Genomic DNA, 24472 nt, shown 5'->3' with positions numbered 1-24472 from the left:
CGATGCACAGCGAAGATAAAAGCCTGCATCATTCGGGTCAAACTTCTGCCTGATGGTTTTTGATGTATGCGGGAAAACCCTTCACACACATCCCGGCCCGGCTCGCCGCGTGAGGCTCGGCGCGCCCGCGTGGTCGACATCGCCCGCTCGGCGCAGGTGTCGACCGCGACCGTCGACCGCGTGCTGAACCGCCGCCCCGGCGTGCGCGACGCCACGGTGCAGCGGGTGCTCAAGGCGGCGGGCGAGCTCGACTACCTGCCGGGGCCCGAGCTGTATGCCGCGCTCACGCCGCCGCCGTTGCGGCTCGTGTTCCTGCTGCCGGCCGGCACCAACCGCTTCATCCGCATGCTGGGTGACATGGTGGGCTACTCGCAGGAGCACTGGGCGCCGTTCAACGTGCAGTGCCGCACGGTGTTCATCGAGAGCTTCAACCCTCACGAGCTGGCCGACGCCCTGCGCAGGCACGGCCAGCGCTGCGACGGCATCGCGATGATGGCGCTGGAGCATCCGGCCGTGCGCGAGGCGGTGGCCGCGCTGGCGGCGCGCGGGCTGCCGGTGGTCACGCTGATCTCCGACCTGTCGAACTCGGAGCGCGCGGCCTTCGTCGGGCTGGACAACCGCGCGGCCGGGCGCACGGCGGGCTATCTCATCGGGCGCTTCATCGGCGCGCGGGCCGCCAAGGTCGCGCTCATCGCGGGCAGCCTGAGCTACAAGGCGCACGAGGAGCGCGAGGCCGGCTTCCTGCACGTCATCGACGAGATGTTCCCGCGGCTGGAGGTGGTGGGCCTGCGCGAAGGACAGGACGACGCGGACAAGAACTACCGCCAGACGCGCGCGCTGCTGGAGCAGCATCCCGACATGGGCGGCATCTACAACATCGGCGGCGCCTCCGACGGCGTGGCGCGCGCACTGAAGGAGGCGGGGCGCGAGCAGAAGGTGGTCTTCATCGGCCACGGGCTCACGCCCGACACGCGCGCGCTGCTGATCGACGGCAGCATGGACGCGGTGATCACGCAGAGCCCGCACACCACGCTCATGAATTGCGTGCGCATCTTCACCAACCTGCGCGACCGGCGCGAGGCGCTCAGCGGCGTCGAGACGACGCGCAGCCAGGTGATCTTCAGGGAGAACCTGCCGTAGGCGGCTTTCCGCTCAGGCCTGCGCGCCGGCCGGCAAGGCCATCCGCTGCAGCAGCGGCTGCCTTTGCAGCACCTCCTTGCACGGCCCATGGTCGAGCACATGCCCGGCCTCCATCAGCACCACGGTGTCGAAGCGCTCGAGCAGGCTCAGCCTGTGGACCGAGGCGATCAGGCAGGCATCCGGGAACGCGGCCGCGATGCGTTCCAGCACCCGGGCCTCGGTGTTCGCGTCGAGCGCGCTGGTCGGTTCGTCGAGCAGCAGCAGCGAACTGCCTTGTGCCGTGAGCACGCCGCGCGCGAGGCACAGCCGCTGGCGCTGCCCGCCTGAAAGATTGAAGCCGCGTTCGGTCACGGCGGTGTCGAGGTCGCCGCCGTTCGACTTCAGCACTTCGTCGAAGGTGCTGGTGTGCAGCGCGGCCTGCAGCAGCGCGTCGTCGTGCGGCTGTCCGAAGGCGAGGTTCTCGCGCACGCTGGCTTCGAAGAGTTCGGTTTCCTGCGGGATCAGCGTGGCGAGCCGGCGCAGCCGTGCCCAGTCGGCAGGCCGGCCGTCGAACAGCAGCGTGCCGCTGCCGGGTGCGTAGAGTCCGGCCAGTACGCGCAACAGCGTGCTCTTGCCGCCGCCGCTCGGGCCGACGAGGGCGACGCGCTCGCCGCGGCGCAGCGTCAGCGCCACGTCGTGCAGGCCGCTGCGCACGGCGGGCTCGGCGATGCCGGCTTCGTCGATCGGCGCGCCGCGCGGTGCGTAGCACCATTGCAGCGCCCGGATGTCCAGCTGCCGCCAGGCGGCATCGGCCTCGATCCGCTCGTGCGCCGGCACCTGCCCGGGCGGCGTGGCCAGCGCTTCCTTGTCCGAGGGCGCCTGCCAGATCGGCCCGGCGCTGCCGTAGTCGGTGTGCATGCGCGCGAAGAAGCTGAAGTTGGCGGCCACCGAGGTGACCACGCCGGCGGCCTGCTGCGCGTACTGGTGGATCATGAACACGGCGCCCAGCATCACGACCTGCCCGGGCGCGCGGGCCTGCCACACGTAGATCACCACCAGCCCCCAGGTCAGCGCCAGCCCCATCAGGTCGACCGCGAACCACTTGCCTTCGTTCAGCACCACGGCGCGCTTCAGCGGCAGCGAAATCGCGGCCATGCGGCGGCGCAGCAGCAGGCGCGAGGCACCCTGCAGGCGCAGGCCGATCACGGTCGAGGCGTTGCCCAGGAAGTCGAGCAGGGCGGCCACGTACCGGCGGTCGGCGTCGTTCTCGGCGCGCGCGAGCTTCATGAGCGCGCGGTCGATGCGCACGATGACCAGGCCGATCAGCACGTAGCCCGCGAGCGCGGTCATGCCGCTGGTGCGCGACAGCAGCGCCAGCGCCACCAGCGGCCCGACGAAGTTGACGGCGTTGGTGAGCCAGATGAACTGGTTCTGCGCGAAGTCCGACAGCGCGCGGCTGGCCTGGTGCACGCGGTGCTGCAGCTCGCCCGAGTGATGGCCTTCGTGCCAGGCCAGCGGCGCGGCGGCGATGCGCGCATACAGCTGGTCGGCCAGCGCCTCGCGCACCTTCACGCCCACGTTGCGTTCGAGGATGCGGCCCGGCCCGTGCAATGCCCAGGCGCCCACGTACACTCCGGCCAGCCCCGCGATCCAGCGGCCGGCCGTGCCGAGCTCGCCGCGCTGCAGGGCGTTGATGGCCTGGCCCGCGAGGTAAGGCAGCGTGAGGCGGATCAGCTGCGAGGCCGCGAGCAGCGCGGTGGCCGAGAGCAGCTGTGCACGCGCGCCGGCCGCGAAGTGCCACAGCGCGGCGTAGAGCTGGCGGACGGCGGCGCCGGGACTCGTGCTGTTCGTGCTCTTCTTCTCTTCCTTCTTCTTGTCGTCGATAGCCTGCATGCGTGTCAGCCTGCCTTGCGGAACGTGAGATTGATGCGGATGGCGCCCAGCAGCGGATGCGGCTCGTCCTTCAGCGGCAGCACGCCGTGGTAGCGCAGCCGGTCTTCGCCGCCCCAGACCACGACGTCGCCGTGCGCCAGCGGCACCCGCGCGGCCTTGTCGCCACGCGCGAGGCCGCCGAACAGGAACACGGCGGGCATGCCGAGCGACACCGAGACGATCGGCGCGCCGTAGTCGCGCTCGTCCTTGTCCTGGTGCAGCGACAGCCGCGCGCCGGGCGCGTAGCGGTTCACCAGGCAGGCATCGGGCGCAAAGCCGTCGAAGCCCGCCGCCGAAGCCGCTTCGCGCGCCAGCCGGGCGAGCGCTTCGGGCATGGCGGGCCAGGGCCTGCCGCTGTCGGGATCGGTGGCGCTGTAGCGGTAGCCGCGCCGGTCGCTGGTCCAGCCGAGCGCGCCGCAGTTGGTGAGCGCGACCGACATGGTGAAGCCGCCGGGCGTGACCAGGTGGCGGAACGGCGCCTGCGCTTCCACTGCGCGGATGGCGGGCAGCAGTTCTTCAACGAGGGGGAGGGCGAAGCCGGGCAGCACGAAGGCGCCCGTGCCCAGCGGCTCGCGCGCCGCGCGGGGCGGGTCGTCGAACAGGGCAAGGGTGGTGGCCGCCGCCGGGCCGCCGCCGCTGCCGGTATTCCTGGAGTTCGTCGTCATCCTGTTCATGTCCCCCCGATCTTGCCGAAAAGCCGCAGCCGCCTCGCGGGCCTCGGCCGGCGGCGGGCTACCTGGAGGCGGCAGACGGGCCTGTGCCTCCCATGTTCGCGTGATGCCCTTTGGCCGTTCAGACCTTACCCTCGTCACCCCTCTGGCCATGAGTAGTGCTTAGGGTTTAAATTCCGAAAAATACGTATCAAATGGGTGACGGTGAATCCACTATGGACGGCGCTCGACTCGCTCTCAGCGTTCCAGAAGGCTGGACGGGCTGGATCGAGCTCATGCGTACGCCCAGCGGCACCTACGCCGGTATCGCCGAACTGAGCTTCAGCGGCATTCCGCGCTGCGCGCTCGTCATCACCCAGCAGCTGTCGTGGGACGCGGCGGTCGAGCGGGCCACGCTGCGGGCCGATCATTTCGTCAGGCAATGGGGGCCGTCGCGCCGCTCCTGAGGGGGCCTTGAATCTCGTGCGGCGGCGCAGCACATGGGCCGGGCTCGTGGTAGAAACCGCGAGCCTTTTTCGGGTCATGCCCGACCCACGACCCAACCCACGCGCCGCCATCCATGCCGAATTCCTGCCGCCGGACATCCGACAAACCGCATGTCCGATGGCTCGCATGGCTGCTGCTCGGCCTCGCGGCCCTGTGCCTGGCGGGCTGCGCCGGACTGCCGGCGGAAGTGCCGCGCAAGCCCTCGGCGGCCATCGCCGACGGAACCGAAACCACGCTCGGCCGCCTGGTGAAGGCGGCGGCGCCGCCCGGCGAGCCGCTGAGCGGGTTCAGGCTGCTGCCGATGCCGCAGTTCTCGCTGCATGCGCGCATCGAGCTCGCGCGCCGGGCGCAGCGCTCCATCGACGTGCAGTACTACCTCGTGCAGAACGACGAGACCGGCCGCTACCTGCTGCGTGCCCTGCGCGACGCGGCCGACCGGGGCGTGCGCGTGCGGCTGCTGGTGGACGACCTCTACACCGCCGGCGCCGATCCGCTGTTCACCAGCTTCGCCTCGCACCCGAACGTGGAGGTGCGGCTCTTCAATCCGTTTCCCGCCGGGCGCGACCGCTTCGGCACGCGCTGGGCCTGGTCGATCCTGGACTTCGACCGCGTGCACCGCCGCATGCACAACAAGCTCTACGTGGTGGACAACACCATCGCCGTGATGGGCGGGCGCAACATGGCCAACGAGTATTTCCTGCGCGACGGGGGCTCGAACTTCATCGACATCGACACGCTGGTGGCCGGCGAGGTGGTGCCCAGGCTGTCCTCGCTGTTCGACATGTACTGGAACAGCCAGTACGTCTATCCCATCGAGTCTTTGGTGCCGCCCACCGGCGAGACGCCGCGGCAGCTGCGCGATCGCTTCGATCGCCTGACCACCGGCCCCGAGCAGCTGCATCCCGAGGAGCCCGGGTCCACCGACCTGCTGGGCAACAACCCGCTGGCCAAGGACCTCGACGCCGGCGCGCTGAAGCTGATCTGGGCGCGCGCCGAGGCGTACGCCGATCCGCCCGCCAAGGCGCTGGGAGCGACCGACGAGGCGCGCGGCCTGCCGGCCGACGAGTCGAAGGACAGCGTGCTCTACAACGTGCAGCGCTACTTGCGCGGCGCCGAGAACGAGATCATGCAGACCACGCCCTACCTGATTCCGGGGCGCGGCGGCATGGAGACGATCCGAATCGTGCGCGGCAACGGCGTGAGCTACACCATCGTCACCAATTCGCTGGCGGCCACCGACGAGTCGCTGGTGCACATCGGCTACCGCCGCTACCGCTCGCAGATGCTGCGCCTGGGCGTGGAGCTGTACGAGCTGAGCCCCAAGCGGGTGGAGCAGACGAAGCGCTTCGGCATGTACGGCTCGGCCAGCGGCCGGCTGCACGGCAAGTCGGCGGTGATCGACCGCAAGATCGTCTTCATCGGCTCGATGAACTTCGACCCGCGCTCGATGCTGCACAACACCGAGATCGGCATCTTCATCTTCAGCCCGCAGATCGCCCAGCAGCTCACCAGCCTGATCGGCTTCATACGGCTGGACGGCGCCTACCAGCTGCAGCTGGGCCCGACGGGCGCCATCGAGTGGGTGAGCCCGGCCTCGGGCGACGCGGCCGACACCATCCTGCACCGGGAGCCCGAAACGGACTTCTGGTCGAGGTGGAAGCTCGAACTGCTCGCGCCGCTGGTACCCGAGAGCCTGCTTTAGGCGGGCACGTCCCGCATCCTCAAAACAGAGGATGGTCGACAGGAGGGGGCTCCAGAAGAATCGCAACGCTCGTGTTACGAGTTGATTCTTTTGTTTGCCCCTTCACTAGACAAGACCATCCATGAATACAAACTTCGCGACCCCAGCGGCCTCCGGCCGGTCCTTCTTCAAGACGACGCGCTGCGCGTGCGCGGTGGCGCTCCTGATCTCGCTCGGTGCCTGTGGCGGCGGCGGTGGTGGCGGAGGCGGCGGCTTCGCCGGTTTTCCGGCCGCGGGCGGTAGCAGCAACCCGCCGGCCAGCGATCCGCCGGCCGCGTCGGCGCCTGTTACGTTTTCGGGCACGGCGGCCTCCGGTTTGCCGCTGGTGGGTACCGTCACGGTCAAGGACGCCAAGGGCGCGACCAAGACCGAACCGCTGGTCGACGGCAACTACAAGATCGACGTGAGCGGCATGACCGCACCTTTCGTCTTCCGCGCCGAGGGCACGGTGGCCGGCGAGCGCGTGGTGATCCATTCGGCCGCGACCGCGGCGGACGTCAACGGCACCATCAACATCACGCCGCTGACCGACCTGGTGGTGGCCAACATCGCCGGCCGGCTGGCCTCGCAGTATTTCGACGGTGGCGAGTTCGCCTCGCTCTCGGCCGACGAGCTCAAGGCCGAGTCCGACGCGCTCAAGGCCAAGCTGCTGCCGGTGCTGCAGGCCATGGGCGTGGACGCCAGCATCGACCTGCTGCGCACCGCCTTCACGCCGCTGTCGAGCGCGCTGGACAAGGCGCTGGACGTGCTGCGCGTGAGCGTCGACCCGGCCACCAACGTGGCGACCATCACCAACATCGTCACCCAGCAGCAGATCTCCGACGACCTGGCGGTGAAGGCCGCGGCCGAGCCCGCCGCCGCGCCGATGAGCGGCTCCGGCATGGACACCGCGGCCGACGACATCGTGGCGATCCGCAAGGTGCTCGCGGACTTCGTGGGCAAGTTCGCCACCGGGCTGCCCGCGCCGTCGCAGCTGCTGTCGCTGATGACCGACGGCACCAATCCCGTCACCGGCACCTACGGCTTCAGGTTCTCCGACCTCAGCGCCTCGCAGTTCGCCAACGAGACGGCGACCGACACCAGCCTCGTGGGCGCGAGCTTCACCGACGTGGTGATCCAGCGCATCAACTACACCATCGACGCGAACAACACGAGCCCGCGCGCCTACGTCGAGTTCACGCACAAGGACAAGAACGGCATCGCCTTCAGCAACACGCAGGGCATGCAGATCGTGAAGGGCACGGACGGTGCGTGGCGCCTGCGCGGCGACGGGCGCGTGCTGGACATCAATCCGCACATGCACGCCACCAAGGAGAAGGCGACGGGTTGCGTGAGCAGCTCGCTGCAGTTCGAGATCCAGGACACGAACACCTCCAACAGCGGCAACGTCGCGTCGGTGGTCGTCACCGGCCCGGGCCTGCCCGCGGGCGGCCTGCGCCACGTGCGTCCTTCGGGTGGTGGCGCGTGGCCGATCGATGGCTCGTCGACCTACAACTACTACTACCTGACCTCGAACTGCGCCGGCCTGCCGAACGCCGGCCTGGGCGACAGCGCGATCGCGGCGCTTCCCGCCACGCCCGAATACACCTTCACCGCGTACGAGAGCGACGGCACGACGGTGGCCAAGTTCAACGGCTTCGACATCATCTACAGGCACCGCTTCCATGGCCGTCCGCTGACGCTGGCCGAAACCGCCGCGGTCAGCTACCCGGCCTTCTCGACCACGCCGGCCCTGTCGTCCTATGTGGGCGGGAGCGATTTCGCTATCAGCGCCACCGGCCTGAACCCGGGCTTCGCCGCGCAGTTCTTCCTGAACCTGATGGCGGGCCCCTCGGCCGGTGCGACAGACCGGGCCGATGTCGCTCCCTCGGCAACGGGCACGGCATCGAAGACCTTCAACCTGCCTGCGCAGGGCTCGGTCTACTACAGGAACATGTTCGTCAGCACCTACGACAGCAACTGGCGCGAGATCGTGCTTCGCGACAACACCACGGCCGAATGACCGACTGATACAGGGAGGAAGGGAGGCAGGGCGTCCGTTATTCGGGCGCCCTGGAAAAGCGGAAGAAAAACAAAAGCCCCCGGAAGGGGGCTTTTTCATCGGCGGCGAGTGCGGCCGGGCCGTCGGCCCGTCGGCCGTTACTGCATCAGGCGACCGCTGAGATACGGCTCGGGATCGACCGGGCTGCCGTTCTTGCGGATCTCGAAGCGCAGCTTCACGCGGTCGGCGTTGCTGCGGCCCATCTCAGCGATCTTGTCGCCTTGGCGGACGACGGCGTTTTCCTTCACCAGGATGGTCTGCACGTGCGCATAGGCCGTGAGGAAGGTCTCGTTGTGCTTGACGATGACCATGTTGCCGTAGGCCGGCAGTTCGCCGCCCACATACACCACGCGGCCGTCGGCCGAGGCGACAACGGGGTCGCCGAGGTTGCCGGCGATGTCGATGCCCTTGACGCGGTCGCCGTCGAAGCGGGCGATGGTCGGGCCGTTCGCGGGACGGATGAACAGCGCCGCCGGGCGCTGCTGCACCGGTGGCTTGGCCGCCGGGGGCGCCGGCCAGGGCGTGTTGAGGTCGACGGTGGAGCAGGCCGCGAGGCCCGCGGCGAGCAGCGCCATGGCGCCGGTGCGTAAAACAAAAGTCTGAAGGTGCATGGGCTCTGTTCGAACGGGTTCGTTGCGGAGGGTTCCTGCAAACCGGCACGCCGGGGCGCGCCACGCGGGCGATGCTAGCAAACCGCCGCGCCGGCGCTGCGCGAAAGAGCAACCGGCTGTGAAGAGGGCATCGGGCATCCGGGGCATTGCCTGCCCCGGATGGCCGGATGGCACTACTTGAGCGGAATGGGCGTGCCGCGGTCGATGGGCACCGCCGTCACGCTGTTCTTGGGCGAGCCGTCGATCAGCAGGTCGGAGTAGGTCAGGTAGACCAGCGTGTTGCGCTTGGCATCCACCATGCGCACCACGCGCAGGCGCTTGAAGAGCACCGACAGCCGCTCGCTGTAGACCTCCTCGCGCTTGGGCAGCGGCTGCGTGATGCTCACCGGGCCGACCTGGCGGCAGGCGATGGAGGCTTCGGCCTTGTCCTCGGCCACGCCGAAGGCGCCGGCCAGCCCGCCGGTCTTGGCGCGCGAGACATAGCAGGTCACGCCGTTGACCTTGGGATCGTCGTAGGCCTCGATCACGATCTTGTGGTCGGGGCCGATGAGCTTGAAGGCGGTGTCGACGTCGCCCACGGTTTCGGCCCTGGCCGCCGCTGCCGCCAGCGCGAAGCCGAGGCTGGCGCCGCACAAGAGGGTGGCGCGAAGTGTCTTGTTCATGGATTTCGTCAAACGATGCTGAGCTCGTGCACGCGGTCGAAGCTGCCGCGCCGCCGGTCCTCGAAGTAGTGCTCGAGCGTCTCGCGCACCGTGCGGAAGGCGATCTCGTCCCAGGGAATTTCTTCCTCGGTGAAGAGGCGCGCCTCGATGGTCTCGTGGCCCGGGTCGAACTTGTCGTCGAGCAGGCGCGCGCGGTAGAACAGGTGCACCTGGCCCACGCGAACCACGCTGATCACCGAGAACAGGCCCTCGATCTCGAAGTTCGCGCCGGCCTCCTCGTCGGTCTCGCGGGCCGCGCCTTGCGCCGTGGTCTCCTCGAGTTCCATGAAGCCGGCCGGCAGCGTCCATTTGCCCCAGCGCGGCTCGATGTTGCGCTTGCACAGCAGCACCTTGTCGCCCAGGACGGGGATGGTGCCGACCACGTTCAGCGGGTTCTCGTAGTGGATGGTGTGGCAGGCCGGGCAGACGGCGCGCTGCTTGGTGTCGCCGTCGTCCGGCACGCGGTAGACCACCGCGGTGCCGCAGTTCTTGCAATGCTTGATGGGTACGCGCAGGAGCATGAAACCGACCGCCGTCTTCAGACGACCTTGACGGTCAGCTTGGGCAGGCCCGCGACCTCGCCCACGAGCGTGTCGCCGGCCACCACGGCGGCCACGCCTTCGGGCGTGCCGGTGTAGATCAGGTCGCCGGGCTGCAGCTCCCAGGCGGCCGACAGGTGCTCGATGGTCTCGGCAACGTTCCAGATCAGCTTGCTCACGTTGCTGCGCTGGCGGTCGGTGCCGTTGACCTGCAGCGAGATCTCGGCCTTCTCGGCGTTGCCGGCCTGCGCCACGGGCACGATCGGGCCGATGGGCGCGCTCTGCTCGAAGCCCTTGCCGATGTCCCAGGGGCGGCCCTGCTTCTTCATGTCGTTCTGCAGGTCGCGGCGCGTCATGTCGAGGCCGACCGCGTAGCCGTAGATGTGCTTGTGCGCGTCGGCCGCGGCGATGTTCTTGCCGCCGGTGCCGATGGCGACCACGAGTTCGATCTCGTGGTGCAGGTTCTTCGTGAGCGAGGGGTAGGCCATGGTGCCGGTCTGGCCCGCGTCGACCACCACCAGCGCGTCGGCGGGCTTCATGAAGAAGAAGGGCGGCTCGCGGCCGGTGAAGCCCATTTCCTTGGCGTGATCTTCGTAGTTGCGGCCCACGCAGTAGATGCGGTGCACCGGAAAGCGGGCGGACTGGCCGGCCACCGGCACCGAGACGGCGGGGGACGGGGCGAAGACGAACTCGGAAGCCATTGAGACGTGTCCTTTTTCAACGAAACCTGGGCGGGAAACCGGCAGTGTGCCAGAGGCGCGAGGCTCACAATAGACGGCCCGAGCAGCGTATTCCTTCTCCATTCCCCTCATTTCCCACCATGCCCATCCGAATCGGCAAGGCCGGCAAGGCCAACGCGCTCAACGAACTAGGTCGCCGCCTCGACGACGAGGGCGACCAGGACGGCGCGCTGGAGGCCTATGCCCAGGCCGGCGCGGTGCTGCCGAACTGGTCGGCCCCCTGGTACAACATCGGCCTCATCCACAAGTACCGAGGCGACTGGGCCGCCTCGCTGCAGGCCAATGCCCGGGCCGTGCAGTGCGATCCGCGCAACGAGGGCGCGATCTGGAACCTCGGCATCGCGGCCACGGCGCTGGGAGACTGGGACGCCGCCCGCAGCGCCTGGCGGCAGTACGGCATCAAGGTGCCGGACGGCGAGGGGCCGGTCGACCTCTTCATCGGGCTCACGCCCATCCGCGTGCACGGCGACGAGGCCAGTGAAGTGGTGTGGGCCGACCGCATCGACCCGGCACGGGCCATCCTGCGCAACGTGCCCACGCCCGACAGCGGCCACCGCTACGGCGACCTCGTGCTGCACGACGGCGCGGCCAACGGCTACCGCCTGCGAGGCGAGCGCGAGGTGCCGGTGTTCGACGCGCTCGAGCTGATCGCTCCTTCCGACTACTCGACCTACGAGGTCATGGTCGAGGACGCGACGAAGGAAGACATCGAGGCGCTGGTCCGGCGCTTCGAGGCCGCCGACGCGAGCGCCGAGAACTGGACCACCAGCATGCAGGTACTCTGCCGCGCCTGTTCCGAGGGGCGCCCTTACGGCGAGGGCCGGCACAACCACGGCGAGGGCGAGGAGCCCGGCACCCTGGGGCCATGGCGCATCGGCATCGCCGCCCGCCAGGAGGAAGCCGCACGCCGCGTCCTCGACGAATGGCGGGATGCCATCGCCACCACCTCGCCGAAGGCCGCGCTGCTGGACTTCCGCTGCGTGCTGGTGGCGATAGCCCGCTCGTGACGCTGCGCCATGGAGGGAGCGCTATGCTTGCGAAATCATGAAGCTGCATAACTACTTCCGCTCCTCCGCCTCGTTCCGCGTGCGTATCGCCCTCAACCTGAAGGGCCTCGACTTCGAATACATCCCCGTGCACATCGCGCGCGGCGACCACCGTACCGGCCCCTTCGCCTCCATCTCCGCCGACAGGCTCGTGCCGCTGCTCGAGGACGAGGGCGAGCGCTTCTCGCAGTCCATGGCCATCATCGAATACCTCGACGAAGTGCATCCCGAGCCGCCGCTATTGCCCAGCGACCCGGTGGGCCGCGCCCATGTGCGCGCGCTGGCGCAGTCGATCGCCTGCGAGATCCACCCGCTCAACAACCTGCGCGTGCTCAAGTACCTCGTGAAGGACCTGAAGCTCGACGAGGACGCCAAGAACGCCTGGTATCGCCACTGGGTGCGCGACGGCCTGATGGCCTTCGAGCGCCAGCTCGCGCAGTACCCCGCCGGTACCTACTGCTGGGGCGACACGCCCACCATGGCCGACTGCTGCCTGGTGCCGCAGATCTTCAACGGCCGCCGCTTCGACTGCGACTTCAGCGGCCTGCCGCGCACCATGGCCGCCTTCGAGGCCTGCATGGAGCACGACGCCTTCCAGCGCGCCCAGCCTTCGCAGGCGCCCGACGCGGAAGCCTGAAGCCCATGGATGCACGCTGGCTTGTGCCCGAGTGGCCCGCGCCGCCGAACGTGCGGGCCGTGTGCACCACGCGCGAGGGCGGTGTTTCCACGGGGCGCTACCGCAGCTTCAACCTCGGCGACCACGTGGGCGACGAGCCCGCGCATGTGGCGGAGAACCGGAACCGTTTGCGTACTGCCGTCGGCGCGCGTCCGGTCTTCCTGCAGCAGGTTCACGGCACGGGCGTCGTCGCGCTCGATGCCGCGCAGGACATGGTGCGCGACGGCACCGCGGCCGATGCCTGCACCGCCACTGCCCCTGGCCTGGCCTGCACGATCATGGTGGCCGACTGTCTTCCCGTGCTCTTCACCGACGAAGCCGGCCACCGCGTGGCGGCAGCGCATGCCGGCTGGCGCGGACTGGCGGGCGGGGTGCTCGAGCAGACCGCGAAGGCCTTCGAGGCCGAGGGCGGTTCGCGTGTCATTGCCTGGCTTGGCCCCTGCATCGGTCCCAAGGCCTTCGAGGTGGGGCCGGAGGTCAAGGCAGCCTTCGAGGCGCATTCACCCGAAGCCGCATCCTGCTTCCGGCCCGCGCCGGCGCAAGGCAAATGGCTGGCCGACCTGCCGGCGCTGGCGCGGCAGCGGCTGCAAGCCGCGGGCATCGGGGCGGCGTACGGCAACGACGGCAGTGACCCGTGGTGCACCGTCACCGACGCTTCAAGGTTCTTTTCGCACCGGCGCGACGGCGTCAGCGGACGCTTCGCCGCCCTGGTCTGGAAGGTCTGAGCCCGCAGCCTCGGCCGCCGCGCGCCTCGCGGCTTCCTGAGCCTCGAGTTCGCGCTGCTTGATCGCTCGGCGCCGTGCGGGAGTGCCCATCAGGTAAACCACCAGTGCGACCGGCGCCAAACCGTACAAAAGAAATGTGAAGATGGCGCCCAGCACGGTGCCTGTGGTGTTGGTGGCCTCGGCCACGGCCATCATCAAGGCGACATACAACCAGCCGATGACGATCAGATGGATAAACACGGAAAGTTTCAGTTGGTAAGTGAGGAGGGCGGCGTTGTGAGGGCCCTTTGAATGCAGCATACTCAAAACACGCAAGCCATCCGTACCGTTTCAGGCGAGGACCAGGAGACATGATGAAGCAACAAGCCACGGGGGCCGATGCGTTCGCGCCCTTCCAGCAGGCACTTTCGGAAGGGTGGAGCAAGGCGCTGGAATCGTTCCAGCAGTCCGCCGCACAGGGGGCTTCGGCCTTCAATGTCGGCGGCACGCCGCTATGGGAACTGCCCCAGGGCATGAAGATGCCCGAGCTGCCCCGTTTCTCCATCGATCCCGAAAAACTCCAGTCCATCCAGCAGCAGTACCTTGCCGAGGCCACAGAGCTATGGCGCCAGGGCTTCGATGCGAAGCCCGAGGGCGACAAGCGCTTCGCCGCCGATGCCTGGGGCCGCAATCCGCTTTCGGCCTTCTCGGCAGCCGTGTACCTGCTCAACGGCCGCACCATGCTGAGCATGGCCGAGGCCATCGAGGCCGACGAGAAGACCAAGGCCCGACTGCGCTTCGCCGTCGAGCAATGGATGGCAGCCTCTGCGCCCAGCAACTCGCTGGCCTTCAACGCCGAGGCGCAGAAGAAGGCCATCGACACGCAGGGCGAGAGCATCGCCAAGGGCATCCAGAACCTGCTGCACGACGTCAGGCAGGGCCACCTCAGCATGACCGACGAGAGCGCCTTCGAAGTGGGGCGCAACGTGGCCACCACCGAGGGCGCCGTGGTGTTCGAGAACGAGTTCTTCCAGCTGCTCGAATACAAGCCGCTCACCGCCAAGGTGCATGAGCGGCCCTTCCTGCTGGTGCCGCCTTGCATCAACAAGTTCTACATCCTCGACCTGCAGCCCGAGAACTCGTTGATCCGCTATGCGAACGAGCAGGGCCACCGCGTGTTCGTGGTGAGCTGGCGCAACCCCGACGAGTCGATGAGCAAGGCCACCTGGGACGACTACATCGAGAACGCCGCCATCAAGGCGATCCACACGGTGCAGGAGATCACGGGGAGCAAGCAGATCAACGCGCTCGGCTTCTGCGTGGGCGGCACCATCCTGAGCACCGCGCTGGCCGTGCTCGCGGCGCGCGGCGAGAAGCCGGCCGCCTCGGTCACGCTGCTGACCACCTTCCTCGACTTCAGCGACACCGGCATCCTCGACATCTTCGTGGACGAGCAGATGGTGCAGTACCGCGAGATGCAGCTGGGCAAGGGCGGCCTGCTGCCCGGTGGCGACCTGGCCTCGACCTTCAGCTTCCTGCGGCCCAACGATCTGGTGTGGAACTACGTGGTCGGCAACTACCTGAAGGGCGAGACCCCGCCGCCCTTCGACCTGCTGTACTGGAACAGCGACGCCACCAACCTGCCGGGCCCGTTCTACGCCTGGTACCTGCGCAACACGTACCACGAGAACAAGCTTGCCAAGCCGAACGCGCTCACCGTCTGCGGCGAGAAGATCGACCTCGGCAACATCGACATCCCGGCCTACATCTACGGCTCGCGCGAAGACCACATCGTGCCCATCGGCGGCGCCTATGCCTCCACGCAGCTGCTGCCCGGCAAGAAGCGCTTCGTGATGGGCGCTTCGGGCCACATCGCCGGCGTGATCAACCCGCCCGCCAAGAAGAAGCGCAGCCACTGGATCCGCGAGGACGGCAAGTTCCCCAAGACCCAGGCCGAATGGCTGACCGGCGCGCAGGAGCATCCCGGCAGCTGGTGGACCGACTGGGCACAATGGCTCAAGGGGCACGCGGGCAAACAGATTCCCGCTCCCAGGGCGTACGGCAACGGCAAGGCCTACAAGGCCATCGAGCCGGCGCCGGGGCGCTACGTCAAGGCCAAGGCTTGACGGAGTTCGGCTCGGCAAGGCCGTAGCAACAGAGTTTCAAATCACTTCAACGGAGAACCTCATGGAAGACATCGTCATCGTTTCGGCAGCCCGCACGGCAGTCGGCAAGTTCGGCGGCTCGCTCGCCGGCATCCCGGCCACGGAGCTGGGTGCGATCGTGATCAAGGAAGTGATTGCACGCGCCAACCTCACGGCCGAGCAGGTCGGCGAGGCCATCATGGGCCAGGTGCTGGCAGCGGGCGCGGGCCAGAACCCCGCGCGCCAGGCATGGCTGAAGAGCGGCGGCACCAAGGAAACCCCGGCGCTCACCATCAACGCCGTGTGCGGCTCGGGCCTGAAGGCCGTGATGCTGGCGGCGCAGGCCGTGGCCACGGGCGACAGCGAGATCGTGATCGCCGGCGGCCAGGAAAACATGAGCGCCGCACCGCACGTGCTGCCCAACTCGCGCAACGGCCAGCGCATGGGCGACTGGAAGCTGGTCGACACCATGATCGTCGACGGCCTGTGGGACGTCTACAACCAGTACCACATGGGCATCACCGCCGAGAACGTGGCCAAGAAGTACGGCATCGACCGCTCCGCGCAGGACGAGCTGGCGCTGGGCAGCCAGACCAAGGCCGCCGCCGCGCAGGACGCCGGCAAGTTCAAGGACGAGATCGTCGGCGTGAGCATTCCGCAGAAGAAGGGCGACCCGGTCGTCTTCAACACCGACGAATTCATCAACCGCAAGACCAGCGCCGAAGGCCTGGCCGGCCTGCGTCCCGCCTTCGACAAGGCCGGCGGCGTGACCGCGGGCAATGCCTCGGGCCTGAACGACGGCGCCGCCGCCGTGATGGTGATGACGGCCAAGAAGGCAGCAGCCCTCGGCCTGAAGCCGCTGGGCCGCATCGCCAGCTACGCCACCGCCGGCCTCGACCCCGCCATCATGGGCATGGGCCCCGTGCCCGCCTCGACCAAGGCGCTGCAGCGCGCCGGCTGGAAGGCCGCCGACCTCGACCTGCTCGAGATCAACGAAGCCTTCGCCGCGCAGGCCTGCGCCGTGAACAAGGAAATGGGCTGGGACATCAACAAGGTGAACGTCAACGGCGGCGCTATCGCCATCGGCCACCCCATCGGCGCATCGGGCTGCCGCATCCTGGTGACGCTGCTGCACGAAATGCAGCGCCAGAACGCCAAGAAGGGCATCGCCTCGCTGTGCATCGGCGGGGGCATGGGCGTGGCGCTGACGATCGAACGCTGATCGTCGTCCCGTCGTTCCGATGACGGCGCCCGGCGCGCCGTCGTCGCCGGCTCAGCGCGCCATCGCCATCGACGGCCGCTGCGCCATCGCCGCGCGCCAGCGCAGCAACTCGAGGTGCTGCTCCCCGGGCTTGACCCGCACCACGCGGGCGAAATCCACCGCCACCACGGCGGTGATGTCGGCAATGCTGAACCGGTCGGTGGCGATGAAATCTCGGCCGGCCAGCCGTTCGTTCAACGTCTCGAAGAAATGCTGGATTCGTGCCTGCCCGCGCTGCGCGAGCTCGGGGATCTGGGCGTAGTTCACCGGTCCGGGCAGCGCGCGGTCGGCCATGGCGGGGGAGCTGTTGCGCAGCGTCTCGGCGATGGCCAGCAGGCCTTCGAATTCGATGCGCCAGTTCCAGCTGGCGATCTCCGCCTTTTCCCGTGGCGTGACGCCCATCAGCGGCGGCTGCGGGTATCGGGCCTCCACCCAGGCCGCGATGGCGGCGTTGTCGGTCAGCAGCAGGCCGTCTTCTTCGTCCGTGCGCAGTGCCGGCACGGTGCATTGCGGATTGATCGCCCGGTAGGCGTCGCCCATCTGCTCACCACGAGCGAGGTCGACCTGCACGGTCTCGTGCGAAATGCCCTTCTCGGCAAGCAGGATGCGCGCGCGCCGCGGGCTGGGTGCGGTGGCGCAGTCGTAGAGAATGATCATCGTCCGTTCAACTCCTGGAACTCATCGCATGAATGGCACGACAGCCTACACGCCGCCCACCGTCTGGTCATGGAACAAGCAAAGCGGCGGGCGCTTCGCGAACATCAACCGTCCGATCGCGGGCGCCACGCATGAGAAGGATCTGCCGGTAGGCAGGCATCCGCTGCAACTCTATTCGCTGGCAACGCCCAACGGCGTGAAGGTGACGGTGATGCTCGAGGAACTGCTGGCGCTGGGCCACGCGGGCGCCGAGTACGACGCCTGGCTGATCCGCATCAACGAAGGCGACCAGTTCGGCAGCGGCTTCGTGGCGGTGAACCCGAACTCCAAGATCCCCGCGCTGATGGACCGCAGCGGCGACGCGCCGATCCGCGTGTTCGAGTCGGCCGCGATCCTGCAGTACCTGGCCGAGAAGTTCGGCAACGCATTCCTGCCGACCGAGCGGGCGGCGCGCGCCGAGTGCCTGTCGTGGCTGTTCTGGCAGATGGGCAGCGCGCCTTACCTGGGCGGCGGCTTCGGGCACTTCTATGCCTACGCGCCCACGAAGATCGAATACGCCATCGACCGCTTCGCGATGGAAACCAAGCGCCAGCTCGACGTGCTCGACCGCCGCCTGGCCGAAAGCCGCTATCTGGCGGGCGATGAATACACCATCGCCGACATCGCCGTCTGGCCCTGGTACGGCGCGCTCGCCAAGGGGCAGCTCTACGAGGCGGGCGAGTTCCTCCAGGTAGGCGAATACAAGAACGTGGTGCGCTGGGCCGACGAGATCGCGAAGCGGCCGGCAGTGCAGCGCGGCCGCATGGTCAACCGCACCTGGGGGCAGCCTTCGAGCCAGCTGCACGAGCGCCACGACGCGAGTGACTTCGGCACCCGCACGCAGGACAAGCTCGAAGCAGAACAGAAATAGGGTGCAGCCATGAGCGACAGGATCCTGGTCTTCTACGGTTCTTACCGCTCCGACCGCATGGGCGTGCGCCTGGCGGACTACATCGTCGCCGGCTTGCGCGAACGCGGCGACGACGCGGAGCTGATCGACGCGAAGGCGGTCGACCTGCCCATGCTCGACCGCATGTACAAGGAATATCCGAAGGGCACCGCGCCGGCGGCGATGGAAGCCCTGGCCGAGAAGATCCGCACGGCCGACGCCTTCGTCTTCGTCACCGGCGAATACAACTGGGGCCCGCAGCCCGGCCTGAAGAACCTCACCGACCACTTCCTCGAGGAGTGGTTCTGGCGCCCCGCGGCCATCGCGAGCTATTCGGCGGGACGCTTCTCGGGCGTGCGCTCGGGCACGGTGTGGCATTCGATCCTGTCGGAGATGGGCATGGTCGTGGTGTCGAGCACGCTGGCCGTCGGGCCGATCTCGCAGACGCTGGACGCGGCAGGCAAGCCGACGGGGCCTGCCGGCGAATCGCTGCAGCGTTCGTTCGGGCGGTTCGCCGACGACCTCGCCTGGTGGACCGAGGCGGCGCGTGCGCAGCGTGCGCGCAAGGCGCCCCCGTACTGATCGATGGCCGTGAGTGCGCGCCGGTCGTTCGTCGCCGCTCTCGTGTTCCTGTTCCTGCTGTCGGGTTGCGTTTCCTTTCCGACGCGGTATGCCACGTTCGATTGCAGCTGCCGCGCGGGCAGGGAGCCGGTTCACCTGATTTCATTGAAGGCGCCCACCGGAAAGTGGGCGATCTCCGGTCACGGTGGCTTCCTGTACGGGGAGGTCGCGTCGCTGTCGATTCGCCTGCCTGAAAAGCCGGTCGTGGCTGCGCGCTATGAAGCGGGGCAGATCGTCCTCACTGATAAAAGTCCGTTCCCTTCTGTCGTCGTACCGGTCACGGGCGGCGAAGTGCAGGTCGATCCGCAGAACAGGAAAGTGACGGTCTCGCTCCAGACTGCCGCCGGCGCGTTCTGGGCGAACGGCGTCTATTCCCTGCGCTAGCAGATTTTTGCCACCGGCACCTGCTGCCAGCGGCATCTTGTTCACCGCTCAAAATTTGGGCAAAGTGTGGAATGCCTTTATAAAACAATGACTTGCGTTCCTTTTACAAGGCTCCGCATGAGTTATCCCCAAAGTTGTGCACTGAAAATGGGGAAGAAGCCGGCTTTTCCACATTCCAGTCGCAAGTGGCTGATCCGATAGCGTTTTTCGCTCACGGGAAACCGTGAAAAACTAGGCCTGGAGGCTGTTTGAGGGCTCGGTGAAGCGGTTTTGGCGGCCAAAGTTGTTCACCGCCCAAATTTTGAGCAAACTAAGGAATACCCTTGTAAAACAACGACTTGCATTCGTTTTACAAGGCTCCTCATGAGTTACCCCCAAAGTTGTCCACGGAAAATGGGGACGGGAGCGGGTTGTTCAGCATTCGCGCGCAAGTTGCTGTTTTTACGGTGCCGCATTCAGCTTTCTGACGAAGCCTGCTGCTCGGCGTAGTGCCGGCACAGCGTGTCGACCAGCGCCTGCGCATAGATCGGCAGCGCGGCCCGGTCGCGCACCAGCAGGTATCGCTCCCGCACGCACCAGGCGTCGGCGAGATCGATGAGCGCGAGCTGCATGCTTTCCTGGTTGCGCCGCGCCGCCGACTCCGGCACCACGCCGATGCCCACGCCGTTGCCGATCATCCGGCACATGGCGTCGAAGCTGCCGAGCTGGATGCGCAGCTTCTGCCGCTTGCCGAGGTTGTCGGTGATCTGCGCCAGGAAGGTCTGCAGCGTGCTGCCCTGTTGCATGCCGATGGCGTCCTCGTCCAGCGTCTCGGCGAAAGAGATCTTCTTGCGCTTGGCGAAGCGATGTTTGCGCGAGGTGGCGAGCACCAGCCGGTCGGTGCTGAAGTGGATGGCTTCCAGCCCCAGCGTGTCGACGCGGCCGGCGACGATGCCGATGTCGGCGCGGCCGTCGAGCACGCCGCGCGGGATCTGAGCATTCGGTTTTTCCTGAAGGTCGACGTTGATGCGCGGGTTGCGCGCCAGGAAGCCCGGCAGGATCTCGGGCAGGAAGTCGGTTACCGCCGTGGTGTTGGCGAACACGCGCAGGTGTCCACGCAGGCCGCCGCCGTACTCGAGCAGGTCGGCGCGCAACTGCTCCGTCTGGTGGAGCACGAGGCGCGCGTGATGCAGGAAGGCTTCGCCCGGCGGCAGCAGCCGCACGCCCCGGGCCTCGCGCTGAAGGAGTTGCAGGCCGGCCTGCGTTTCCAGCGCCTTGATGCGCGCGCTGGCGGCGGCCAGCGACATGTGCTGGCGCTCGGCCGCCCGCGTGAGGTTGCCGAGCTCGGCCGTGGCGACGAAGAGGCGCAGGTCGGTGAGGTCGAAGAGCATCGGGCGATGGTAGGCCGCGGGATGCCCGCAGCCTTCGGAAATGCGGAAGGCTGGGTTCCGAAATGGCAGATTGCGCGCGAGGGTAGGGCGGCAGACCATGCGGGCCATGGAGACAAGACACATGAAATTCCGCGCATTGGCGCTGCTGTCGCTGGCGGCCGCGTTCGTGCTTCCGGCGGGCCCCGCGCTCGCGCAAGGCTATCCCTCGCGCCCCGTCACGCTCGTCGTGCCCCAGGCTGCCGGCGGCACCAACGACATCGTCGGCCGCCTCGTGGGCCAGAAGCTCGGCGAGGTGATGAACAACGCCAGCGTGGTGGTCGACAACCGCCCCGGCGCGGGCGGCAACATCGGCACTCAACTGGTGGCCAAGGGCCCGAAGGACGGCTACACGCTGCTCATGACCATCAGCAGCAGCCAGGCCATCAACCCGGCGCTGTACAAGAACCCGGGCTTCGACCCCGAGAAGGACTTCAAGCCCGTCGGCCTCGTCGGCGCGGTGCCCAACGTGCTGCTGGTCAACCCTTCGTTCCCGGCAAAGAACCTCGCCGAGTTCCTGAAGCTCGCGCGGGCCAAGGGCGCGAACTACCAGTACGCCTCGGCCGGCAACGGCACGCTCAATCACCTGCTCGGCGAAATGCTCAACAGCATGGCCGGCATCTCGATGCAGCACGTGCCGTACAAGGGCGTGGCACCGGCGCTCAACGACGTGCTGGGCGGACAGCTGCCCATCGTGTTCGCGAGCCTGCCTTCGGCGCTGTCGCACATCAAGGCCGGCAAGCTGCGCGCGCTGGCGGTCAGCGGCGAGAAACGCTCTCCCGTGCTGCCCGACGTGCCCACCATCGCCGAGGCCGTGCCCGGCTACAACGGCACGCTGTGGATCGGCCTCTTCGCTCCCGCGGGCGTGCCGGCCGACGTGCTCGCCACGCTGCAGGACGCCACGCGCAAGGCGCTGGCCTCGAAGGACCTGCGCGACAAGCTGGACCAGCAGGGCGTGGAGATCGCCGCGCCGACCACCCCCGAGCAGTTCTCGGCGCTGCTGCACGACGACCTCGCCAAGTGGGCGCGGATCGTCAAGGCCTCCGGCGCGGCCGTCGACTGAATGACGAACAGGAATCCATGAGCAACGACACACAGACTTCATCTCCCGCGATCGACGGCGAGGCGCTGGCGAAGCTGCAGGCCTGGCAGGGCCGCAGCGAAACGCTGGCCGACGACATCACCGCCGCGCCCGTGCGCGCGCTTTCCGCCACGCTCGACCGCGACGACGCGCCGCCGCAGGCCGGCACGCGCCTGCCTGAGCTGTGGCACTGGCTCTACTTCCTGCCGCACCACCGCCAGTCCGAGATCGGCGAGGACGGTCATGCCAGGCGCGGCGGCTTCCTGCCGCCGGTGCCGCTGCCGCGTCGCATGTGGGCGGGCGGGCGGCTCGCGTGGGAGCCGGGCAATCCGCTGCAGGTCGGCGACAAGGTGGAGCGCACCTCGCGCATCGTTTCGGTCACGCACAAGGCGGGCCGCACCGGCGAGCTGGTGTTCGTGCTGGTGCGCCACGAGGTGCGCAACGAACGTGGCCTCGCGCTCACCGAGGAGCACGACATCGTCTACCGCGCTGCGGCGCAACCTGGCGAAGCGGGCCCGCCGCCCACGCCAGCGCCGAAGGACGCCACCTTCAGCCGCGACATCGCGCCCGACGACGTGCTGCTCTTCCGCTACTCGGCGCTCACCTTCAACGGCCACCGCATCCACTACGACCGCCGCTACGTCACGCAGGTCGAGGGCTACCCGGGCCTGATCGTGCACGGCCCGCTGATCGCCACGCTGCTGGTCGACCTGCTGCGCCGCAACGTGCAGGGCGCGCAACTCGCGCGCTTCGAGTTCCGCGCGGTGCGGCCGACCTTCGACATCGCGCCGTTCCGCGTGCACGGCAAGCCCGCCGAGGGAAGTGTGGACGGCAAGACATTCAGCCTCTGGGGCGAGGACGCCGACGGCTGGCTCACCATGCAGGCCGCGGCCGTGCTGGCCTGAGCGGGGAAGGAGGAACACATGACAAGACCCCTGGACGGCATCACCGTCATCTCGCTCGAGCACGCCATCGCCGCGCCGTTCTGCACGCGCCAGCTCGCAGACCTCGGCGCGCGCGTCATCAAGGTGGAGCGCCCCGAGGTGGGTGACTTCGCGCGCGCCTACGACGCCCGCGTCGGCGGCGAGGCCTCGCATTTCGTGTGGGTGAACCGCTCGAAGGAAAGCCTCACGCTCGATCTCAAGCAGCCCGCCGCGCTCGCCGTGCTGCAGGAGTTGCTGGCCGATGCCGACGTGCTGGTGCAGAATCTCGCGCCCGGCGCCGCCGCGCGCATGGGGCTGGGCGCGCAGGCGCTGCAGGCCAGGCACCCGAGGCTCATCGTCTGCGACATCTCGGGCTACGGCGAGGACGGCCCGTACCGCGACAAGAAGGCCTACGACCTGCTGATCCAGAGCGAGGCGGGCTTTCTTTCGGTGACGGGCACGCCGGACGAGCCCTGCAAGTCGGGCAACTCCATCGCCGACATCGCGGCCGGCATGTATGCGTACACCGGCATCCTCGCGGCGCTGCTCCAGCGCGGCAAGACGGGCAAGGGCTCGCACATCGACGTGTCGATGCTCGAATCGCTCGCCGAGTGGATGGGCTACCCGATGTACTACGCCTACGACGGCGCGCCGCCGCCGCCGCGCAGCGCCGCGTCGCACGCGACCATCTACCCGTACGGCCCGTTCCCCGCGGGCGACGGCGGCACCGTGATGCTGGGCCTGCAGAACGAGCGCGAGTGGCGCACCTTCTGCGAAAAGGTGCTGCTGCAGGCGGGGCTCGCCGCCGACCCGCGCTTCGACAGCAACGCGCGGCGCAACGAGAACCGCGAGACGCTGCGCGCCATCATCCTCGAGACCTTCGGCGCGCTGAGCACGGCACAGGTGCTGGAGCGGCTCGACACCGCGCAGATCGCCAACGCCCGCATGAACGACATGGCCGGCCTGTGGGCGCATCCGCAGCTGCAGGCGCGCGAGCGCTGGCGGCAGGTGGGCTCGCCCGCGGGTGACATACCGGCCCTGCTGCCTGCCGGACGCCAGAGCGCTTTCGACTACCGCATGGACCCGATCCCGGCGGTCGGCGAGCACACCGACGCCATCCTGCGCAGCCTCGGGCGCAGCGAGGCGGACATCGCGGCGCTGCGCGAGGCGAGGGCGGTGTGAGCGCGCCGCCGCTTTCGCTGGCACGCGCCTTTCTCTTCGTGCCCGCCGACCGGCCGGAGCGCCATGCGCGCGCGCTCGCAACCGGGGCGGGCGGCGTGATCGTCGATCTGGAAGACGCCGTCGCGCCCGAGCGCAAGGCGTCGGCGCGCGAGCAACTGGCATCTTCGTTCGCCGCGCTGCCCGCCGAAGACCGGCGACGGCTGCTGGTGCGCATCAACGCGGCCGGCACGCCGTGGCACGACGACGATCGCGCGCAGGTCGGGGCGCTCGTCGCGCAGGGGCTGATCGCCGGCATCGTGCTGCCCAAGGCGGAGCGCGCGGCCGATCTCTCTCGGCTGGCTGCCGCAGCGGGGCCGTCGGCCGTGCTGGTGCCGCTGATCGAATCGGCCGTTGGCCTTGCTGCCGTCGACGAACTCGCCGCCGCCCCGCAGGTGCTGCGCCTGGCTTTCGGCAACCTGGATTTCCAGGCCGACCTGGGCCTGGCCTGCGACGCCGACGAGGCCGAACTGGTGCCGGTGCGCCTCGCACTGCTGCTGGCCACGCGCCGCGCCGGCCTTGCCGCGCCCATCGACGGCGTGACACCCGACTGGCGCGACGCCGCCCGGCTGGCGGCGGACACCGCGCGCGCACGGCGCGGCGGCTTCGGCGCCAAGCTGTGCATCCACCCTGACCAGGTCGCGCCGGTCCATGCGGCGCTCGGCCCCACGGCGCAGGAGCTGGCGTGGGCCCGCCGCGTGGTCGAGGCCATACGCGCGGCCGGCGGCGGTGTCGTGAGCCTCGACGGGCGCATGGTCGATGCGCCGGTGGTGCGGCTGGCCGAACGCCTGCTCGCGCTCGAAGAACAACCCTGAACAGAGACAAACCACAAAGGAGACAAG

Annotated in this window: 25 protein-coding genes; 16 read left to right on the top strand and 9 right to left on the bottom strand. The window is 68.5% G+C overall.

From position 1 onward, the window contains the following. The first annotated feature begins 66 nt into the window (after positions 1-66). Complete coding sequence (locus BMY35_RS18420) at positions 67-1140, top strand: LacI family DNA-binding transcriptional regulator (protein WP_093201978.1); 1074 nt, start codon at positions 67-69, stop codon at positions 1138-1140. 12 nt (positions 1141-1152) lie between these two features. Here BMY35_RS18420 and BMY35_RS18415 read toward each other — a convergent pair whose 3' ends face one another. Both BMY35_RS18415 and alkB read right to left on the bottom strand, forming a co-directional pair. Beyond that, entirely contained in the window at positions 1153-3012 is a 1860-nt protein-coding gene (locus tag BMY35_RS18415; protein WP_093201975.1) for an ABC transporter ATP-binding protein, read from the bottom strand. A 5-nt stretch (positions 3013-3017) separates the two neighbouring features. Then, positions 3018-3716 (bottom strand): DNA oxidative demethylase AlkB, encoded by a 699-nt coding sequence (gene alkB / locus BMY35_RS18410; RefSeq protein WP_093201973.1) that lies wholly within the window; start codon positions 3714-3716, stop codon positions 3018-3020. Positions 3717-3997: 281 nt separating this feature from the next. Here alkB and BMY35_RS18405 point away from each other — a divergent pair, with 281 nt between their 5' ends. From BMY35_RS18405 to BMY35_RS18395, 3 genes are all read left to right on the top strand, one after another. Further along, the gene (locus BMY35_RS18405; RefSeq protein WP_240652046.1) at positions 3998-4168 is read left to right on the top strand and encodes a hypothetical protein; all 171 of its coding nucleotides are present in this window, start codon (positions 3998-4000) and stop codon (positions 4166-4168) included. A gap of 113 nt (positions 4169-4281) precedes the next feature. Continuing rightward, positions 4282-5910: a phospholipase D family protein gene (locus tag BMY35_RS18400; protein ID WP_143080704.1), complete on the top strand. Its 1629-nt coding sequence runs from the start codon at positions 4282-4284 to the stop codon at positions 5908-5910. Between the two features lie 121 nt (positions 5911-6031). After that, the gene (locus BMY35_RS18395) at positions 6032-7951 is read left to right on the top strand and encodes a hypothetical protein (protein ID WP_143080703.1); all 1920 of its coding nucleotides are present in this window, start codon (positions 6032-6034) and stop codon (positions 7949-7951) included. A gap of 137 nt (positions 7952-8088) precedes the next feature. Here the strand turns inward: BMY35_RS18395 and BMY35_RS18390 are convergent, their stop codons facing one another. The 4 genes from BMY35_RS18390 to BMY35_RS18375 all read right to left on the bottom strand — a co-directional run bounded on the left by BMY35_RS18390 (position 8089) and on the right by BMY35_RS18375 (position 10542). Further along, positions 8089-8601, bottom strand: coding sequence for a murein hydrolase activator EnvC family protein (locus tag BMY35_RS18390; RefSeq protein WP_093201965.1), 513 nt, complete (start codon positions 8599-8601; stop codon positions 8089-8091). 173 nt (positions 8602-8774) lie between these two features. Then, positions 8775-9263, bottom strand: a complete 489-nt coding sequence (locus BMY35_RS18385; protein WP_093201963.1) for a CreA family protein — start codon at positions 9261-9263, stop codon at positions 8775-8777. Between the two features lie 8 nt (positions 9264-9271). Next, positions 9272-9823 (bottom strand): NUDIX hydrolase, encoded by a 552-nt coding sequence (locus tag BMY35_RS18380; protein WP_093201960.1) that lies wholly within the window; start codon positions 9821-9823, stop codon positions 9272-9274. Positions 9824-9840: 17 nt separating this feature from the next. Continuing rightward, complete coding sequence (locus BMY35_RS18375; RefSeq protein WP_093201958.1) at positions 9841-10542, bottom strand: fumarylacetoacetate hydrolase family protein; 702 nt, start codon at positions 10540-10542, stop codon at positions 9841-9843. Positions 10543-10661: 119 nt separating this feature from the next. On the opposite strand from BMY35_RS18375, the gene BMY35_RS18370 reads away from it, so the two are divergent. From BMY35_RS18370 to pgeF, 3 genes are read left to right on the top strand one after another with little or no spacing between them, the layout of a single operon-like run. Then, complete coding sequence (locus BMY35_RS18370) at positions 10662-11588, top strand: tetratricopeptide repeat protein (protein ID WP_093201955.1); 927 nt, start codon at positions 10662-10664, stop codon at positions 11586-11588. Positions 11589-11625: 37 nt separating this feature from the next. Next, positions 11626-12264: a maleylacetoacetate isomerase gene (gene maiA, locus BMY35_RS18365; RefSeq protein ID WP_093201952.1), complete on the top strand. Its 639-nt coding sequence runs from the start codon at positions 11626-11628 to the stop codon at positions 12262-12264. A gap of 5 nt (positions 12265-12269) precedes the next feature. Beyond that, positions 12270-13028 carry a peptidoglycan editing factor PgeF gene (gene pgeF, locus BMY35_RS18360; protein ID WP_093201950.1) on the top strand — a complete coding sequence of 253 codons (759 nt, stop codon included), beginning with the start codon at positions 12270-12272 and terminating at the stop codon, positions 13026-13028. Here pgeF and BMY35_RS18355 read toward each other — a convergent pair. Then, complete coding sequence (locus tag BMY35_RS18355) at positions 12960-13268, bottom strand: hypothetical protein (RefSeq protein WP_093202228.1); 309 nt, start codon at positions 13266-13268, stop codon at positions 12960-12962. The genes pgeF and BMY35_RS18355 overlap by 69 nt on opposite strands. Positions 13269-13381: 113 nt before the next feature. Here BMY35_RS18355 and phaC point away from each other — a divergent pair, with 113 nt between their 5' ends. Together phaC and BMY35_RS18345 are read left to right on the top strand one after the other, a co-directional pair. Beyond that, complete coding sequence (phaC, locus tag BMY35_RS18350; protein ID WP_093201947.1) at positions 13382-15133, top strand: class I poly(R)-hydroxyalkanoic acid synthase; 1752 nt, start codon at positions 13382-13384, stop codon at positions 15131-15133. Between the two features lie 61 nt (positions 15134-15194). Beyond that, positions 15195-16373: an acetyl-CoA C-acetyltransferase gene (locus BMY35_RS18345; RefSeq protein ID WP_093201945.1), complete on the top strand. Its 1179-nt coding sequence runs from the start codon at positions 15195-15197 to the stop codon at positions 16371-16373. Positions 16374-16424: 51 nt separating this feature from the next. Here the strand turns inward: BMY35_RS18345 and BMY35_RS18340 are convergent, their stop codons facing one another. Continuing rightward, a complete protein-coding gene (locus tag BMY35_RS18340; protein ID WP_093201942.1) occupies positions 16425-17069 on the bottom strand; it encodes a glutathione S-transferase family protein in 645 nt (214 codons plus the stop codon). A 28-nt stretch (positions 17070-17097) separates the two neighbouring features. Between BMY35_RS18340 and yghU the strand changes: the two genes are divergently transcribed. Genes yghU through BMY35_RS18325 form a run of 3 tightly spaced genes read left to right on the top strand, consistent with a single transcriptional unit; the run spans position 17098 to position 19002 of the window. Beyond that, entirely contained in the window at positions 17098-17979 is an 882-nt protein-coding gene (yghU, locus tag BMY35_RS18335; protein WP_093201940.1) for a glutathione-dependent disulfide-bond oxidoreductase, read from the top strand. 9 nt (positions 17980-17988) lie between these two features. Then, positions 17989-18579 carry an NADPH-dependent FMN reductase gene (locus BMY35_RS18330; RefSeq protein ID WP_093201937.1) on the top strand — a complete coding sequence of 197 codons (591 nt, stop codon included), beginning with the start codon at positions 17989-17991 and terminating at the stop codon, positions 18577-18579. A gap of 9 nt (positions 18580-18588) precedes the next feature. After that, positions 18589-19002, top strand: coding sequence for a hypothetical protein (locus BMY35_RS18325; protein WP_143080702.1), 414 nt, complete (start codon positions 18589-18591; stop codon positions 19000-19002). Positions 19003-19457: 455 nt separating this feature from the next. Here BMY35_RS18325 and BMY35_RS18320 read toward each other — a convergent pair whose 3' ends face one another. Continuing rightward, positions 19458-20372, bottom strand: a complete 915-nt coding sequence (locus BMY35_RS18320) for a LysR family transcriptional regulator (protein WP_093201932.1) — start codon at positions 20370-20372, stop codon at positions 19458-19460. A 121-nt stretch (positions 20373-20493) separates the two neighbouring features. On the opposite strand from BMY35_RS18320, the gene BMY35_RS18315 reads away from it, so the two are divergent. The 4 genes from BMY35_RS18315 to BMY35_RS18300 are packed head-to-tail and all read left to right on the top strand — an operon-like array spanning position 20494 to position 24445. After that, positions 20494-21471 (top strand): tripartite tricarboxylate transporter substrate binding protein, encoded by a 978-nt coding sequence (locus tag BMY35_RS18315; RefSeq protein ID WP_093201929.1) that lies wholly within the window; start codon positions 20494-20496, stop codon positions 21469-21471. 17 nt (positions 21472-21488) lie between these two features. Further along, positions 21489-22394 (top strand): HTD2 family dehydratase, encoded by a 906-nt coding sequence (locus tag BMY35_RS18310; RefSeq protein ID WP_093201927.1) that lies wholly within the window; start codon positions 21489-21491, stop codon positions 22392-22394. Positions 22395-22412: 18 nt separating this feature from the next. Then, on the top strand, positions 22413-23594 hold the full coding sequence (locus BMY35_RS18305; RefSeq protein ID WP_093201924.1) for a CaiB/BaiF CoA transferase family protein: 1182 nt from the start codon (positions 22413-22415) through the stop codon (positions 23592-23594). Beyond that, a complete protein-coding gene (locus BMY35_RS18300; RefSeq protein ID WP_093201920.1) occupies positions 23591-24445 on the top strand; it encodes an HpcH/HpaI aldolase/citrate lyase family protein in 855 nt (284 codons plus the stop codon). The genes BMY35_RS18305 and BMY35_RS18300 overlap by 4 nt, the downstream gene beginning before the upstream one ends. Positions 24446-24472: the final 27 nt, after the last annotated feature.

The organism is Variovorax sp. YR750, from assembly GCF_900109805.1.
Classification (GTDB): Bacteria; Pseudomonadota; Gammaproteobacteria; order Burkholderiales; family Burkholderiaceae_C; genus Variovorax; species Variovorax gossypii.
This window is presented reverse-complemented; position numbering and strand designations above follow the sequence as displayed.